Genomic DNA, 15,939 nt, shown 5'->3' with positions numbered 1-15,939 from the left:
TGGCATTGGCTAATCTTAGTCAGCAATGATACGTTGCACCCACAGTGATGAATAGGGTTAACCAGCATGTATCTACACTTCTTTGGGTTTGACGAGTTACCGTTTTCGATCGTCCCCAACGCGCGCTATCTCTATCTGAGTCAGCGTCATCAGGAAGCCATAGTACACCTGCAAGCCGGTTTGGGCGATGGTGGCGGTTTTGCGATGCTCACTGGTGAAGTGGGTACCGGTAAAACCACTGTCGCTCGAGCGATTTTGGCCAGTTTGCCGGGCAAAACGCGCGCCGGGATGATCCTCAATCCGACTTTTTCCGATCTGGAGCTGTTGGAAGCGATTTGCGATGAGTTTGAGGTTAGCTATCCGAAACAAGCGACGTTAAAGACGCTCACACAAGTGCTGCATGAGTTTTTGTTGGCCGAGCACGCGCAAGGCATACAAGTACTCTTGATGATTGATGAAGCACAGCACCTCGCTCCGGATGTGTTAGAGCAGTTGCGTTTGCTAACCAATCTAGAAACCGACCAGCATAAACTGCTGAAAGTGCTACTGATTGGTCAACCGGAGTTGCAAGACAAACTGCGCATGCCGCAATTACGCCAGCTCGCGCAGCGGATCACAGGGCGCTATCATCTGTTACCGCTCACCGAGCAGCAATGTGTTCATTATATTCACTTTCGAGTCGAGCAAGCCGAGGGGGATCCCGCGCTGTTTGCTCGTAAAGGGTGCCTATGGATAGCTAAGCAAACACACGGTATTCCGCGTTTAATTAATCTGGTGTGTGATGCGGCGCTGAAGCAAGCTTATCAAGCGGGTGAGCAAACGCTGAGTTTGGCGAGAATTAAGCTTGCCTGCCAAGCAGTGATGAGCTTTCAATCCTCCGTTTATCAAGTGACATCAAGCAAACCACCCGCGCGCAAACTCTCTTATCTCTTCAGCGCATTGGGGGGGATTGTTCTGAGCGCAGTATTGGCATGGCAATTACCACCCCAGCTTGATCGAGCTATGCAAAGCTATTTTCCGCTAGCAGAAGTGGTGCCACCGACCGAGCAGATGGTTTTCCCACCAGCACTACGTAGTGCGTTGCTCAATGCGACCAGTAGTGAACATGCCTTTGAAACCCTGTATGCAGTTTGGGGGTATCAAGCCTCGGTGATGGAGCGGTTTTGCCAAACTCAGGCGGATACGGCGCTCTGGTGCGAAGAGCAGAGCGGAGATTGGTCAACGCTGCAAACTTACGATTTGCCAGCGGTATTGACTTTAGTGCTGGATGAAGTGCCAGTTTACGCAGTGCTGTATCGCTTAACGGGCGAGCAAGTTGAGCTGTTGGTGAATGGCGAGCGTTATCGTGTTGCACGTCAATGGCTAGAGCCGCTATGGAATGGGCAGTTTGCTCTACTTTGGCAAGGTGGTTTTTCCCGAACCTTAAAACAGGGAATGCGAGGGGGAGATGTCGCGTTACTCGAGAGCAAATTGGCGCAAGTGTTAGGTGCGCCTGAACGTCCGCGTGAGCAATTTGATAAGGATTTGGCGCGTAAAGTTGAGTTATTCCAACGTTGGCAAAATATGCACGTTGATGGTATCGCAGGAAGACAAACCTTACGCCGCCTTGAGCTATTGACCCAGCAGCAAGCACCAAGTTTGCAGGAGGAGGGCTAATGTCAAAAGTAATGCATGCCTTGCAGCAATCTCAGCACCATTGTCAACAAGCTCATCCAGTCAGTGATCGCGCTTATACCGAGCAAGAACCCGCAGCGATGAGTCGATCACGCTGGTTGCATTTAATGCTGTGGCTCGTGCCGGGATTAGTGACAGCGGGAGTGATGACTTACCAACGCTATGAACAAGTGCAGCAGGAAGTGGCTAATCGACCAACCGAGCCTAAAACGGTGCAAGTTGATGCGCCATTAGAGCGTTTAACTTATCCCGAATTTGAGGATCTGCAACCGACCTTTGTCGAATCAGTACTCGACGAATCCTATCCAGAAGAGGATTTGACGTCTTTAGCTGGAAACATAGTGTCACCACCGGCGACAATCCAAGCTTCTGCTCAACAGAGTGCATCAAATCAGGCGTTGGGCGATCTCGATTTAACTCAGCTTTCGCCTGAATTAGCATTGCGTGTTCAGGCGATTATGCGCGATCAATCCAGTGAGTCAGCCGCCCCAACCACAGCAACTTCTGCGGCGGTGCGATTAACTCAGCACAGCGATCGTTACCAAGGGCAGCTTCCAGCACTCAATTTTCAGATGCATGCTTTTTCCAGTAATGACCAAAAACGCTGGATAAAAGTGAATGGGGTCGAATATCGTGAAGGGGATAGCTTAGCGCCTGAGGTCAAGTTACAAAGTATCAAGCCCCAAAGCAGCGTGATTATCTTTGGTGGTGAGGAGATCGAGATACCAGCACTGTATGACTGGAAAGGTTAGGTGCAGCCCAACTCTTATTGCCCAACGATGAAAGATAGCTAAAACAAAACGGTCACCTGAGTGACCGTTTTGTCTAAGCAAGCGGGATAGTTAGGCCCAACCAGAAGGATTACGTTTACGGCGTGGCACAATATGCGGTAATAGCAAACCAAATAGTAAGCCGATCCCCGCGACGCCACCGCCATAGGTGAAGTATTTGAGCAGCAAATCTTCTTTTTGCGTATCGAGTTTGGCGCGCAGTTCGCGAATTTCCGTTTGTGACTGGGTGAGCTGTTTACTGATCTCGCTGTAACTACGTTCCAGATCGGTGATCTGTTGATTGCGCAGCTCAAGGGATTCGGCCAGTCCCGCTTTTTCACTGTCGGCATTTTGTCGCGCATTGGCTAACTGCTTTTTCACATCGGCCAATTCTTGCTCCAGCGCGGGTAGGCGCAGTGCATTGCTGACTTGACGGCTAATCAAGCGACTTTCTACCCAACCGGTACGGCCGCGTTCATCGCTGATCTGGCTATAGCCATTTTCTTTATTGACACTGAGCAGCTTAACTTTTTCACCTGCTTCAATGCTGCCAAGAATACGGTATTGGTTACTTGGGCCTGAATGCATGTAAGTGAAGAGTTTATCGGCAATGTAGCGCTCTTGCGCGAACGTTGGTGCAGCCAACATGGAAAGTAGCACCATGCAGATCAGTTTTTTCACAGTAAATCCCTTAGGTTAACGATAGGTTTAGTGATAGGTCTCATCAAATGTGTCGCAAATAGTATGCAGTTTTGGTAAGCGCTGCAACTAACAAGGGAGGCTAAGCCTCCCTTTCTGTGCGTTTGAGCCAATCCTGACGGTTGGCTAACTCTGATTTTACCTAGGCTTAGCCGACAAACACTGCTTGAATAGCGTAGAAGAACACCACCGCCAGTAGCGCACCAGCCGGAAGGGTGACCACCCAAGAGGCGACAATGTTACGCACTACACCTAAGTTAAGTGCGGCAATACCACGTGCAAAACCTACCCCTAACACAGCACCCACCAAAGTTTGTGTGGTTGAAATAGGCAGACCAGTACCAGAAGCCAGCACTACCGTAGAGGCGGTGGCAAGCTGAGCGGCGAAACCACGGCTTGGCGTCAGTTCAGTAATTCCAGTGCCGATAGTGGCCATGACTTTATGACCCAGTGTGGCTAAGCCAACCACGATACCAAAACCACCAAGCGGTAGGATCCACCATGCGATCGAGCTTTTCGCTGCCACTTCACCCATATGCTCAACGGTTGAAACCACCGCTGACAATGGACCAATCGCGTTGGCGACATCGTTTGAACCGTGGGCAAAGGCCATCGCACAGGCGGTGATCACCATCAATACGCTAAAGATGCTCTCTACACCACTAAAGCCGTGGTCTTCATCTCGATTGGCAAATTTGCGTTGAATGTACAAGTAGCCGCCGACCATCACAATCGCAGAGAGTACCGCCGCCCACATCCAAGCTTCGGTGTTTGAAAGGTGTAGGCCAACGTGCTTCAAGCCTTTTTTGATGGTCACCAGCGCAATCACCATTGTAGTGATAAACATGTACACTGGCACAAAACGCTTAGCATTAATCAGCGGTTTTTCGGTATCAAAAATCAGGCGTTGGGCGCTGACAAAGATCAGGTAAGCAAATAAGCCAGAAATGACTGGCGTGATTAGCCAGCTACCGACGATGCCTTGTACTGAGCTCCAATCGACCGCTTCAGTGCCTACCGACACACACGCAAAACCGATGATCGCACCAATAATCGAGTGGGTAGTGGAAACCGGCCAGCCCATATAAGAGGCGACCAGTAACCAAGTTCCAGCTGCCAGCAGAGCTGACATCATGCCGTAGATCAGCACATCCGGCGTATTTACGAAAAGTGAAGTGTCGATAACCCCATTACGGATAGTTTCCGTCACTTCACCACCGGCTAAGTAAGCGCCTGCGAATTCAAAAATCATCGCAATAATAATTGCTTGTTTAACAGTGAGTGCTTTTGACCCTACGGAAGTGCCCATGGCATTGGCCACATCATTGGCACCAATACCAATTGCCATCAAGAAACCGAAGACAGCTGCCACAATAATCAACACAGTGCCGTAGTTTGCAAGGATTTCCATCGTAATACCTAGTTGTTGATAACAAGCGGAGCAACCTTTGCTTGTTTTTTTATGCACATGACAACTTTCAGCGTAGTGAGTACTTAGCGCCTAGCGGGTTGTCATCATATGGTTGCTCTTCGTTATTTGGTTAACTTTAAATTTAAGAACGAGAAAGCATCAGCTCTAAGCGAGCGCCAACGCGCTGCGCTTGGTCGGCAATGCCGCCCACCCATTCAAGAATTTTGTACAAGAACATGACATCAATCGGATTCATTTTCGATTCGATGGCCATCAGTTGCTGGCGCAGGCGAATCTGCATGGTATCGGTGTCATCTTCAATCACATCCAGTTGATGGATCATTTCAGCCACGAGGGTGACCTCACGACCTTTGAATCCGGTTTCCAATAACTCGTCGAGCTCGCTGATCACCTTCTGCGCTTGGTTCGCTGCATCTAAACAGCGTTTAACGTAAGCGATGAAGTTTTCTTGGAGAGGCTCAGGGATGATAAGCTGACGGCCATACACTCGGCCGGCAATATCTTTGGCAAGGTTAGCTAATTTATCCTGTTGGGTGAGCAGTTCAAGCATGTCACTGCGATCGACTGGCATGAACAAACCGCGAGGAAGTTTAAGGCGGATTTCACGTTTTAACACGTCAGCTTCTTTCTCAAGGTGAGAAATTTGTGCACGAATTTCACCGGCCGTTTCCCAATCATCTTTGTTACAAACTTCAAAGAAATTGATCAGATGTGAGCAGCATTCATTCACACACACAACATGACGTTGCAAAGGCTTAATTGGGGACTTTGCAAATAACCCCATAATTGTATTTACTGGCATGGTCATTCAACCTAATAGCTATAACCTTTAAATAACATACACCATAATATGGTGAAATGTTGAGCGTTGGCTATAAAGGCGCGCATGTTAACTCAAACACTGGCGCAATAAAACTGTTTTAGATCACGATTGAACGGATATTTCTCTCTTGCTCCTATGTCTATAAGGCAATATCCTGTCGGCATCTGCAGCGAAAGGTATAACTATGGAAACCGAGATAGAACTGAAGTTTTTTGTTTCTCCAGAATTTTCGACGATTTTATGCGCCAAACTTTCTGAAACTAAAGTACTTCAGCACAGCTGTCGCGAGCTAGGAAACACGTACTTTGATACACCTGATAACTGGTTACGCCAGCATGATATTGGCTTGCGCATCCGTCGTTTTGATGAAGTGTATGTCCAAACGGTGAAAACCGCTGGCCGTGTGGTGGCAGGTCTGCATCAGCGTCCAGAGTTTAATGCCGAACATCATAGTAATGATCCCGATCTCTCTTTACACCCGATGGATATTTGGCCGGCCGCGAAACCGTTGGCCGAGTTGCAAGCCGAGCTATTGCCACTGTTTTCTACCAATTTTAGCCGTGAACAATGGCTGATTAACATGGCTGATGGTAGCCAAGTCGAGGTTGCTTTTGATCAAGGTGTGGTGGTGGCCGGTGAGCGCCAACAGCCGATTTGTGAAGTGGAATTAGAGCTTAAATCAGGGCAAACCGATGCACTGTTTACCTTGGCACGCCAGTTGTGTGAACAGGGCGGCATGCGCTTAGGTAACCTAAGTAAAGCCGCGCGTGGCTATCGGTTAGCGGCTAACCATGCGGGTGAGCCGATCACGCCATTGGCACTGGTCAGTGTCGATAAAAATGATAGCGCAGAATCGTGCTTCATCCGTGCGCTGGAACATGCCCTTGACCATTGGCACCGTCATGAGCAGATTTACATCGAGCGTGAAGAGGTGGCCGCTCTACATGAAATACACCATGCGGTCAGTTATTTACGCCAATTGTTGTCAGTGTATGGAGGGGTGATACCGCGCCGTGCCAGTGCCATTTTACGTCAAGAATTGAAATGGCTAGAGCAAGAGCTGCAGTGGCTAAAACAATTTGAATACCTTGCCAGTTTGCAAGAGGACAAAGGCTATGCGCTGCGTAAATTGGATGCGCGTAAGTTCTTGGTGACTGAGCTAAAAACTGTGCAAGAAAGTTTACCCCAGCGTGAGGATACTCTGCGCTTGTTGAGTAGTGCGCGTTATACCGGACTATTGCTCGATCTCAGTCGCTGGGTATTGACCCGTGGTTGGCAGCCATTTTTAGATGACAAAGCGCGTGAAAAAATGGCACTGCCGCTGGAAATCTTTGCGGTAAGAAAACTGGATCGAGCTTGGGCCGAGTTAATGGAAGCTTTCCCTCCGGGTAAAGTACTAACCGTGCAAGAGTACATCGATCAGCAGTATCGTTTAATGCGCAATTTGTACACAGGGGTCAGTTTTGCCAACTTGTATGCGGCGGAAGATCGTCAGGCATTTCGTATGCCGTGGGCCGATTTATTGCATGGCATTGATGATCTACTGCGCCTGAAGCCGTTAGAGCGGCTGGTGGATTTACTGCAAGGTGACGAGCAAGATCAACTGAAACGCTGGCTGAATCGTCAAGAAAACTCAATTCTGCATGCGATGGAGCAGAGCCGCACTATGGGGGTTGAAGCCCATCGTTATTGGCATGAGTAACACGTTTTTGTTGTTGATCACTGAGTTTGATTGAGATCAGGGAGGCTTTGGCCTCCCTGATTGCTTGCTACACCTTGGTAAAAACTCTTTAGTTTTGGTGGTAGAAGCCGATAGTAAGGTGACGAGAATGCTCGGGAAGCCGACCAAGCTCACAAATTATTTTACTCAACGAAAGAATTAGCGATGTGCCGCGCATTGGTTGAGTTTAATGTTTGTTATCATCGGCATTATTCGTACAACTGATTGCATTAATACGCGCTCAGTTTGGTTACCTAATCTCAATAATATGGAGTCAGGATCATGACAACGATGTCTTTTAAGCCGTGGGAGCGTTTAATTACCGATTTTCGCTTAGTGCCGAAAATGGTGATACTAATGGTATTCAGCACGGTGTTGATCGTTGGCAAGCAGTTATGGGATGCCAGTATTTTCTACCAGTCGCTGCTCTCGGCTACCCAAAATGCGCAAGTCGCCCAGCAGTATTATGATAACTACTTGGTGCAAATCTTTTGGCAAACCCTGCTATTAATTGCTTTCTTTGCTGCACTGCTGCTGTTTGTTGCACGAGTCATGCTGCGCCAAACTCAGTACCTGAATGATGCGATTAAGTTAATGGCACAGCGTAATTTATCGCAACCGATCAATATGGACTGTAAAGATGAATACGGTGATGTGGCGCGTGAGCTAGAAAAAACGCGTCATCAACTGCAAGAGTTGATCCGCACGCAGATTAACGCTTCACAGGAATTAACTTCATTGACTGAAGTGATGACCATGAGCATGTCGGAAACCAAAGATTCGGCGCTGGAAGAGTTCAATGAAATTGATCAACTGGCGACAGCGATGAGTGAAATGTCATCGACCGTCCAAACTGTGGCGGAACATGCGCAAAATGCCTCATCCCTGACAGAAAGTACCTCACTGCAAGCCGATACCGGCCAGCAGTTTGTGAAAAGCACCATCAGTAAAATGAGTGAATTGTCGAAAGACATCAGCGCTTCTGCTCACGCGGTCAATCAGGTTGAAGAGCGAGTGGTCGCGATCAGCAGTGTGGTGGGTACCATTCGTGGCATTTCAGAACAAACCAATTTATTGGCGCTCAATGCGGCGATTGAAGCGGCGCGTGCCGGTGAAGCTGGACGTGGCTTTGCGGTGGTGGCTGATGAAGTGCGTAATCTGGCGCAGCGTACCCAAAATGCGACGGTGGAAATTCAAGAGATGATCACTCAGTTGCAACAGAGTGCCAACAGCGCGGTCGATTTAATGGAAAAAAGCGTCGTGCAAGCAGCGGATGGGGTTGAGCTGATCACCAATGCTGGCACTGAGCTGGATGGGATTGTCAGCCAAGTGCAGCAGTTAAATGATATGAACTTCCAAATTGCTTCTGCCGCCGGCCAGCAAAGCAGTGTGGCGGAAGAGATGAACAAAAATCTCAATAATGTCCGAGAATTGGTTGAAGGCTCAGTCACCGTGATGAGCGAACTGTTAGAAACATCAGAAATAATGCAAACTAACGCCGAAGAGTTGGATAGTAAAATCACCACCTTTCGGGTGTAACGCCGTTTGAATGGTTGCACTCAATAAAAAGATCAAGATAACGCTCACACTCTGCGGTGGGCGTTTTTTTTCAACCCCAGTTTGCGATATAACTCATCACTGATAACGAATCACGAATCAGCATAATCACCACTGAGCTTAACCGATCAAGACAAGGATGCCGCATGCCACTGCCTAGTGCTCTTTTACCCATCGCCGAACAACATTATCAGCAACTGTTGGCATTGCAGCCAGAGATTGCCCAATGGCCGGCCGATTATCAAACCGAGCTGCATCGAGTGCTTGGGCTGAGTGAGTTTATTGCCGAAACTTTAAAGCGGGATCGCCAGTTGTGCCAGCAATTGCCGAACTGGCTTGCCCAAGCGTCACGTTGGCAGAGCTATCGACACCAATTAGCACAACATTTGGTGGATTGTCATGATGAAGCCGCAGGGCAAGCGATACTGCGAAAATTTCGTCATCAAGAGATGGTCTACATCGCATGGCGTGATTTTTGTGGTAGCTGGACGATTGAGCAGAGCCTCACGCATCTTTCACAATTGGCGGAAGCGTTAATTTTTGAAAGTTACCAATGGTTATATCAGCGCTGTTGTCTGGAAATGGGTACGCCATGTAATACACAAGGCCAGCCGCAACCAATGCTGATCATTGGGATGGGCAAACTGGGTGGTGGCGAGCTTAATTTCTCCTCTGATATCGATCTGATTTTCACTTATCCGGAAAATGGTGAAACCCAAGGTGCGCGCCGAGCAATCGCCAATGCTCAGTTTTTTACCCGGCTTGGCCAACGCTTGATCAAATTGTTGGATCAGCCGACACCGGAGGGCTTCTGTTATCGAGTCGATATGCGTTTGCGCCCATTTGGTGATAGTGGTCCACTGGCAATGAGCTATGCGGCGTTAGAAGATTATTATCAAGAGCAGGGGCGTGATTGGGAACGCTACGCGATGATCAAAGCGCGGGTGATTGGGCGCGAAATGTATCCCCAATACCAAGAGCTGCGCCAAATGTTGCGGCCTTTCGTCTTTCGGCGTTACATCGATTTCAGTGCCATTCAGTCGCTGCGTCGCATGAAATCGATGATCAGTAGCGAAGTGCGCCGCCGTGGTTTAAGTAACAATATTAAACTCGGCGCGGGCGGGATCCGCGAAATCGAATTTATCGCCCAAGTGTTTCAATTGATCCGAGGTGGCCGCGAGCCAAGCTTACGTAAACGCGGCCTATTGGAAACGCTGGATGCGATTGCTGAGTTAGCCCTGTTGCCACTCGCGCAAGTGCAAGATCTGCGGGATGCTTATCGCTTTTTGCGCCGAGTAGAAAATTTGCTGCAAGCGATCGCCGATAAACAGACGCAGACCTTGCCAGATAAAGAGCAAGATCAATGGCGGCTTGCGGTGGCAATGGGAGTGAGCGATTGGTCAAGTTTGCAACAACAAGTGAACCAGCATATGCAGCAGGTGCATCAGGTCTTTGCGAGCTTGATTGGTGAGGATGAGGAAGAAGATCAAACGGTGGAGCGCCATTTTCATGAGCTGTGGGATATGGCCCATAAGCCGGAAGTGATCGAGCACATTATTCAGCACGATCTTGGCCTCGCCGCTGGCGAGCAGCCGATTCGCATCATTACCCAATTTAAAGAGGATCTCGCTAAGCGTACCATCGGCCCCCGTGGGCGCGAGGTACTCAATCGCTTGATGCCGAAACTGTACCAAGCGGTGTTTGCTCATCCTGAGGCCGAATTTGGTTTAGCCCGCGTGCTCAACCTGCTGCACAATATTGCAACTCGCACCACTTACCTTGAATTGTTGGATGAGCATCCGGCGGCGTTAGTGCAACTGGTACGGCTGTGTACCGCCAGTCCAATGATTTCAGAGCAGTTAGCGCGTTATCCGATTTTGCTCGATGAACTGATCGATCCGCAGCATCTATATCACCCGATCCCACTAGAGTCTTATCAAAGCGAGCTGCGCGATTTTCTGGCGCGAATTCCAGAGGAAGATATGGAGCAGCAGATGGAAGCGCTGCGCCAATTTAAGCAGATCTCGATTTTACGCATTGCGGCGGCAGACATTGCGGGCGCGCTACCGATCATGAAAGTGAGTGATCACTTAACCTATTTGGCCGAAGCGATTGTCGAAGCAGTGATCCGTCAAGCCTGGCTGCAAGTGAGCAGTAAATATGGCGAGCCGACCCATCTTAAACAGCGTGATGGCAAAGGCTTTGGCGTGGTGGGCTATGGCAAAGTCGGCGGTTGGGAGCTTGGCTACAACTCAGATTTAGATATCGTGTTTATGCACGATTGCCCAGCCGATATTTACACCGACGGCGAGAAAGTGATTGATGGTCGCCAGTTTTATTTACGCTTAGCCCAGCGCGTGATGCACATTTTTTCCACCCGTACCGCATCGGGAATTCTGTATGAGGTAGATACCCGCCTGCGCCCCTCCGGCGTTTCCGGATTACTGGTTTGCCCAACCCAAGCGTTTGATGAGTACCAACGCCAAGAGGCGTGGACATGGGAGCATCAAGCCTTGGTTCGAGCGCGGATGATTTACGGTGATGCACCGCTGCAACAAGCGTTTGCCACTACGCGGCATGAGATCCTTTGCTTGCCACGCGAGCCAGAGCAGTTGAAACAAGAGGTGGTTGCCATGCGCTTGAAAATGCGCGATCACCTTGGTGGCAAAAAAGCCGGTCGTTTTATGCTCAAGCAAGATCAAGGCGGGATCACCGATATTGAATTTTTAGCGCAATATTTGGTGTTATGTTTTAGCCATCAACAGCCTAAGCTGACCCGCTGGTCGGATAATGTGCGTATTTTTGAGTCGTTGATGCAGCATCAAGTGATGGATGAAACACAAGCGCTGACTCTGACTCAGGCTTACACCAGCATGCGGGATCAAATCCATCGCCGTAATTTGCTCAACCAATCGGCCGATGTGCGCGATACGCAATTTGTCGTGGAACGTCAACAAGTGATACAAGCTTGGCAGCAGTGGCTCGCTTGATGACTTCTGCCCTTTCAGTGGCTGTGATAGACTTGGCCGCAATCGGATTATTGGAGATTAAGCATGAAACCAGTCCTACCTGACTACAGCAAAGCAGGGGTATTAATTGTCGGTGATGTGATGCTAGACCGTTACTGGTATGGCCCAACTGGCCGTATCTCACCGGAAGCCCCGGTGCCTGTGGTCAAAGTAGAGCAGAGTGAGGAGCGGCCAGGCGGAGCGGCTAACGTGGCGATGAACATTGCGTCATTAGGCGGTCAGGCGCACATTATTGGCCTGATTGGGCAAGATGAACCGGCGCGTGTGCTGACCGACAAATTGACTTCACTGAAGGTAGATTGTGATTTTGTGGCGTTGGCTAATTATCCAACCATCACTAAATTGCGCGTTTTGAGCCGCGGCCAGCAGTTGATCCGTCTCGATTTTGAAGACAAATTTGAAAATACCGATGCGAATTTGATCTTATCGCGTATGCAAAATGCGCTACCTAAGGTGCGTGCGGTGATCCTGTCTGACTATGCCAAAGGTGCGCTAGAGCATGTGCAGCAGTTTATTCAACAAGCTAAGCAGGCTGGGGTTCCGGTGTTTATTGACCCGAAAGGCAGTGATTTTGAACCGTACCGTGGTGCATCACTGCTAACGCCGAATATGTCTGAGTTTGAAGCGGTGGTCGGTAAAGTGACATCGGAGCAAGATCTGGTCGACAAAGGCTTCGCACTGATTGAGCAGTTCGATTTAGAAGCGTTATTGGTGACGCGTAGTGAACATGGTATGACCCTGTTACGCCGTGGAATGACACCATTCCATTTGCCAACCCAAGCGCGCGAAGTGTATGACGTGACCGGTGCCGGCGATACGGTGATTTCAGTGTTGGCCGCTTCAGTTGCGGCAGGTAAAGATTTGGATGAAGCGTGTGCGCTGGCCAATGCCGCTGCTGGGGTAGTGGTAGGTAAACTGGGCACCTCAACCGTTTCGACCATTGAATTGGCGGAGGCGGTACACGGCAGCCAAGATACCGATTTTGGCGTGATCAGCGAACAAGCCCTGATTGAAGCAGTGAAAAAAGCCAAGGCGCGCGGTGAAAAAGTGGTGATGACTAATGGCTGCTTTGATATTTTGCACGCTGGCCATGTTTCCTATCTTAACCATGCGGCCGAGCTTGGCGATCGACTGATTGTAGCGGTCAATACTGATGAGTCAGTCAAACGCTTGAAAGGCCCAGCGCGTCCAGTCAACAGCACTGAGCGTCGCATGGCAGTATTAGCTGGACTCGGCGCGGTGGATTGGGTGGTGCCATTTAGTGAAGATACGCCACAGCGTTTAATCGCGGCCGTATTGCCTAATTTGTTAGTCAAAGGTGGTGATTACCAACCGCATGAGATCGCGGGTGGGCAAGAGGTGATGGCGGCCGGTGGTGAAGTGAAAGTGTTGAACTTTGAAGATGGATGTTCAACTTCAGAAATTATCGCGGCAATTAAAGGCGGGCGTGGTTAATTCCCCCCCCCAGCCAGTGCGCGACAGTGATTAACTGGATTGCTGAAGCGTTCGCTGATGTTATCAATAAGCAAAGGGGCCAAATGAATAGGCCCCTTTATTTTTGGTATCAATCGATAGTGGCGAATTATTTTTTCGCGACTCGCAAGCCCGCATTGACATCAATAATGTCTTGCTCGCTTAGCGTACCAATTGCTTGGCGCAGTTGTAGTACATTCAAAATGTAGTCGTAACGTGCATTAGACAAGTTTTTGTTGGCATCATACAGACGGCGTGTTGAATCAAGCACATCGACAATCGTACGCGTACCCACATCAAAACCTGCTTCAGTCGCTTCAAGGGCTGATTTGGCCGAAATTACCGCTTGCTCGTAAGCACGCAGGGCACCGATTGAGGCATTAATGTTGTTGTTGTAAGCACGTACATCTTTCACCACCGAACGATAAGTCGCTTCAAGATCTTGGCTGGCAGCCACGTAAGCAAATTCAGCCTGCTTGGTTAGTGAGGTAGTGTTACCACCGGTGTAAAGTGGTACCGACAAATTCACCCCGATTTTGAAATCGTTGTAATCGGACGGGTTGGATGCATTGTTGTCGTTGCGAATATTACCATAGTTGTAACCGCCATCCAGTGTCAGTGATGGCAGATGGCCAGAGCTGGCTAGCGAGATATTATCGCGCGCCACATCTTGGCTAATGCGCGCACTCAGCAGCGATAAGTTTTTCTGCTGAGCTTGCTCAATCAGCGCTTCGCTTGACTCTGTGGTACGGCTTGCCGCAAAACGTTTGGTGTCTAATACCGCCAGTTTTGAATATCCTTGGCCAGTGATTTCACGCAACGTCTCATAGCTATTGATCAGATTGTTTTCGGCGAGCACTTCATCGGCTAACACGCTATCGTATTGTGCTTGTGCATCGTGTACGTCAGTAATCGCCGACAAGCCAACTTCAAAGCGTTGTTTGGTTTGCTCTAATTGACGACCGACCGCCGCTTTTTCGGCTTGCACGAATTCAAGGGTATCTTGAGCGAGCAGCACTTCAAAATAGGCTTGCGCGACACGCAGGATCAAACCTTGCTGAGCTGCTGCGTATTGTGAATCCGCTTGGCGCGCTTTTTTCTCTGCGGTATCTAAATTTATCCAGCTTGAACGTTGATACAGCTCTTGTGAGAACGCAATGCCCGCCGAGAGCAGATCACTTTCCCGTGAATCTTGATCACTACGGCTGATATTGTAACCAGCAGTCAGGTTAATCTGTGGTAATAGGCTGCTGCGGCTGGAGTTTATCGCTTCAAATGCCGCTTCACGTTGCGCGGCGACACTGAGTAATTGAGGGTCATGTTCTTTTGCTTGGTTATAAATCTCTGCCAGGTTTTCTGCCCACACAGCAGAACTTAGTGTGCCTAGCGCAGCACTAACAAATAATGGAATCAGTTTTTTCATCGGTCCTATTCCTGACGTGATGTGAAAGGATTTATTCCTCAAGAGTTTAACCCAAATTGGTGGTAATTCACTCGAAACTTTGCACTTTTTTACACTTAACTATCCACTTGTGCAATAAAAATTTTGAGCCACTTAAAATTTAAAATAAAATTTACATAAAAAGTTGAGCACTTGTTGGAAGTCGGCAAATTCCGCGAGTAAACTGTAAAATCGACCGCGAGGAGATCACTATGCAAGATGCCAAGCCACAACCGCTCTGTTTTAATCAGCAACAGGTCGAGATCCTTAACAAACAGACCTTGTTTCAAGGTTATTTTCGGATGGTGAAATATCGCTTTAAACACCAGCGTTTTGCTGGGGGATGGAGTGAGCCGATCGAGCGTGAAATGTTTGAGCGTGGCCATGCGGCAGCGCTATTACCGTACGATCCGATCCGCGACCAAGTGGTGATCATTGAACAGATCCGAGTCGGTGCACTCGAGTGCGCGCAGCCTTGGCAATTGGAAATTGTCGCTGGGGTGATCGATAGCCAAGAGAGCTCAGAACAAGTGGTGCGTCGCGAAGCGATCGAAGAAGCCGGATTAACGGTTGCAAGAGTGGAAAAAATCCTCTCTTATTACCCCTCTTCGGGTGGCTGCTCTGAAAAGTTGGATGTGTTTGTTGGCGAAGTTGACTGCTCACTGGCGGGCGGCATTCATGGTTTAGACTGTGAAGGTGAAGATATTCAGGTGCATGTGCTGAGTCGAGCCGAGGCGTATCAGCTGGTCGAACAAGGCAAAATTGAGAATGGCGCGTCGATTATTGCCCTGCAATGGTTAGCATTGAATTATCAGCGCTTACAGCAACAGTGGCAGCATACAGAGTGATAATGGGCTGTGAATAGTCAATTGAGAGCAAGAAAGCCTTATCATGTTGATCTTAGAGAGCTGATGCGCGTCTATGAGACCAACTACGCTAAATTGAATGCGCTGTTGCCTGCCCAACCAGAAGTGGGAGAGCAGCGCTGTTACCAAGCGGCACAGATGGCCTATCAACTGGAAGTGCGAGAAGTCACAAAATACACAACTTTGCTGGAAATTTGTCAAAGTGATGACTGGTCGGCGTTTCCATTGCCGACTATGTCTGTCAGGCTATACCACGATGTTCGGGTGGCCGAAGTGTGCTCTACGCTGCCGCGAGAGCGAGTGTTACCGTGTTATGATTATCCCAATCAAAACATGGTGCAACCTGATGAAAAAGCGCAATTAAACCGCTTTTTAGGTGATTGGCTGACCTTCTGCCTAAAATATGGCATTAGCCGCAGCCCGATCACTCTATCACCATAAATAACAGAGGTAGG

The 15,939-nt window shown here is 49.0% G+C and carries 12 protein-coding genes; 8 read left to right on the top strand and 4 right to left on the bottom strand.

Annotated features, from left to right (window positions below; translation table 11 throughout):
* The first annotated feature begins 66 nt into the window (after nucleotides 1-66).
* Entirely contained in the window at nucleotides 67-1,656 is a 1,590-nt protein-coding gene (locus PUN32_RS09340; RefSeq protein ID WP_274722855.1) for an ExeA family protein, read from the top strand.
* Nucleotides 1,656-2,426: a general secretion pathway protein GspB gene (locus tag PUN32_RS09335; protein WP_274722854.1), complete on the top strand. Its 771-nt coding sequence runs from the start codon at nucleotides 1,656-1,658 to the stop codon at nucleotides 2,424-2,426. Before PUN32_RS09340 ends, PUN32_RS09335 begins: the two co-directional genes overlap by 1 nt.
* 90 nt (nucleotides 2,427-2,516) lie before the next feature.
* Here PUN32_RS09335 and PUN32_RS09330 read toward each other — a convergent pair whose 3' ends face one another.
* The 3 genes from PUN32_RS09330 to PUN32_RS09320 form a co-directional block, all read right to left on the bottom strand.
* Entirely contained in the window at nucleotides 2,517-3,125 is a 609-nt protein-coding gene (locus PUN32_RS09330; RefSeq protein ID WP_166014362.1) for a TIGR04211 family SH3 domain-containing protein, read from the bottom strand.
* Nucleotides 3,126-3,291: 166 nt separating this feature from the next.
* Entirely contained in the window at nucleotides 3,292-4,554 is a 1,263-nt protein-coding gene (locus PUN32_RS09325) for an inorganic phosphate transporter (protein WP_274722853.1), read from the bottom strand.
* 142 nt (nucleotides 4,555-4,696) lie between these two features.
* Nucleotides 4,697-5,377 (bottom strand): TIGR00153 family protein, encoded by a 681-nt coding sequence (locus PUN32_RS09320; protein ID WP_166014364.1) that lies wholly within the window; start codon nucleotides 5,375-5,377, stop codon nucleotides 4,697-4,699.
* 205 nt (nucleotides 5,378-5,582) lie between these two features.
* On the opposite strand from PUN32_RS09320, the gene PUN32_RS09315 reads away from it, so the two are divergent.
* The 4 genes from PUN32_RS09315 (at nucleotide 5,583) to hldE (ending at nucleotide 13,159) form a co-directional block, all read left to right on the top strand.
* Complete coding sequence (locus PUN32_RS09315) at nucleotides 5,583-7,100, top strand: CYTH and CHAD domain-containing protein (RefSeq protein WP_274722852.1); 1,518 nt, start codon at nucleotides 5,583-5,585, stop codon at nucleotides 7,098-7,100.
* Nucleotides 7,101-7,400: 300 nt separating this feature from the next.
* Nucleotides 7,401-8,657 carry a methyl-accepting chemotaxis protein gene (locus tag PUN32_RS09310; RefSeq protein WP_274722851.1) on the top strand — a complete coding sequence of 419 codons (1,257 nt, stop codon included), beginning with the start codon at nucleotides 7,401-7,403 and terminating at the stop codon, nucleotides 8,655-8,657.
* A gap of 164 nt (nucleotides 8,658-8,821) precedes the next feature.
* The gene (glnE, locus tag PUN32_RS09305; RefSeq protein ID WP_274722850.1) at nucleotides 8,822-11,665 is read left to right on the top strand and encodes a bifunctional [glutamate--ammonia ligase]-adenylyl-L-tyrosine phosphorylase/[glutamate--ammonia-ligase] adenylyltransferase; all 2,844 of its coding nucleotides are present in this window, start codon (nucleotides 8,822-8,824) and stop codon (nucleotides 11,663-11,665) included.
* A 63-nt stretch (nucleotides 11,666-11,728) separates the two neighbouring features.
* The gene (hldE, locus tag PUN32_RS09300; protein WP_274722849.1) at nucleotides 11,729-13,159 is read left to right on the top strand and encodes a bifunctional D-glycero-beta-D-manno-heptose-7-phosphate kinase/D-glycero-beta-D-manno-heptose 1-phosphate adenylyltransferase HldE; all 1,431 of its coding nucleotides are present in this window, start codon (nucleotides 11,729-11,731) and stop codon (nucleotides 13,157-13,159) included.
* A gap of 127 nt (nucleotides 13,160-13,286) precedes the next feature.
* Here hldE and tolC read toward each other — a convergent pair whose 3' ends face one another.
* Complete coding sequence (gene tolC / locus PUN32_RS09295; RefSeq protein ID WP_274722848.1) at nucleotides 13,287-14,600, bottom strand: outer membrane channel protein TolC; 1,314 nt, start codon at nucleotides 14,598-14,600, stop codon at nucleotides 13,287-13,289.
* A 230-nt stretch (nucleotides 14,601-14,830) separates the two neighbouring features.
* On the opposite strand from tolC, the gene nudF reads away from it, so the two are divergent.
* Both nudF and PUN32_RS09285 read left to right on the top strand, forming a co-directional pair.
* A complete protein-coding gene (nudF, locus tag PUN32_RS09290; protein ID WP_274722847.1) occupies nucleotides 14,831-15,466 on the top strand; it encodes an ADP-ribose diphosphatase in 636 nt (211 codons plus the stop codon).
* A 9-nt stretch (nucleotides 15,467-15,475) separates the two neighbouring features.
* Entirely contained in the window at nucleotides 15,476-15,925 is a 450-nt protein-coding gene (locus tag PUN32_RS09285; protein WP_274722846.1) for a DUF1249 family protein, read from the top strand.
* Nucleotides 15,926-15,939: the final 14 nt, after the last annotated feature.

The sequence above is a fragment of the Vibrio chanodichtyis genome, assembly GCF_028863985.1.
In the GTDB taxonomy this organism is placed as follows: domain Bacteria; phylum Pseudomonadota; class Gammaproteobacteria; order Enterobacterales; family Vibrionaceae; genus Vibrio; species Vibrio chanodichtyis.
Note: the sequence above shows the minus strand (reverse complement) of the source record. Positions and strands in the feature narration are given on the sequence as shown.

What these genes read in the sequence shown, in the direction of transcription:
- PUN32_RS09340 (WP_274722855.1), top strand. Translation starts at nt 67, where the DNA reads ATGTATCTACACTTCTTTGGGTTTGACGAGTTACCGTTTTCGATCGTC.
- PUN32_RS09335 (WP_274722854.1), top strand. Translation starts at nt 1,656, where the DNA reads ATGTCAAAAGTAATGCATGCCTTGCAGCAATCTCAGCACCATTGTCAA.
- PUN32_RS09325 (WP_274722853.1), bottom strand. Translation starts at nt 4,554, where the DNA reads ATGGAAATCCTTGCAAACTACGGCACTGTGTTGATTATTGTGGCAGCT.
- PUN32_RS09320 (WP_166014364.1), bottom strand. Translation starts at nt 5,377, where the DNA reads ATGCCAGTAAATACAATTATGGGGTTATTTGCAAAGTCCCCAATTAAG.
- PUN32_RS09315 (WP_274722852.1), top strand. Translation starts at nt 5,583, where the DNA reads ATGGAAACCGAGATAGAACTGAAGTTTTTTGTTTCTCCAGAATTTTCG.
- PUN32_RS09310 (WP_274722851.1), top strand. Translation starts at nt 7,401, where the DNA reads ATGACAACGATGTCTTTTAAGCCGTGGGAGCGTTTAATTACCGATTTT.
- glnE (WP_274722850.1), top strand. Translation starts at nt 8,822, where the DNA reads ATGCCACTGCCTAGTGCTCTTTTACCCATCGCCGAACAACATTATCAG.
- hldE (WP_274722849.1), top strand. Translation starts at nt 11,729, where the DNA reads ATGAAACCAGTCCTACCTGACTACAGCAAAGCAGGGGTATTAATTGTC.
- tolC (WP_274722848.1), bottom strand. Translation starts at nt 14,600, where the DNA reads ATGAAAAAACTGATTCCATTATTTGTTAGTGCTGCGCTAGGCACACTA.
- nudF (WP_274722847.1), top strand. Translation starts at nt 14,831, where the DNA reads ATGCAAGATGCCAAGCCACAACCGCTCTGTTTTAATCAGCAACAGGTC.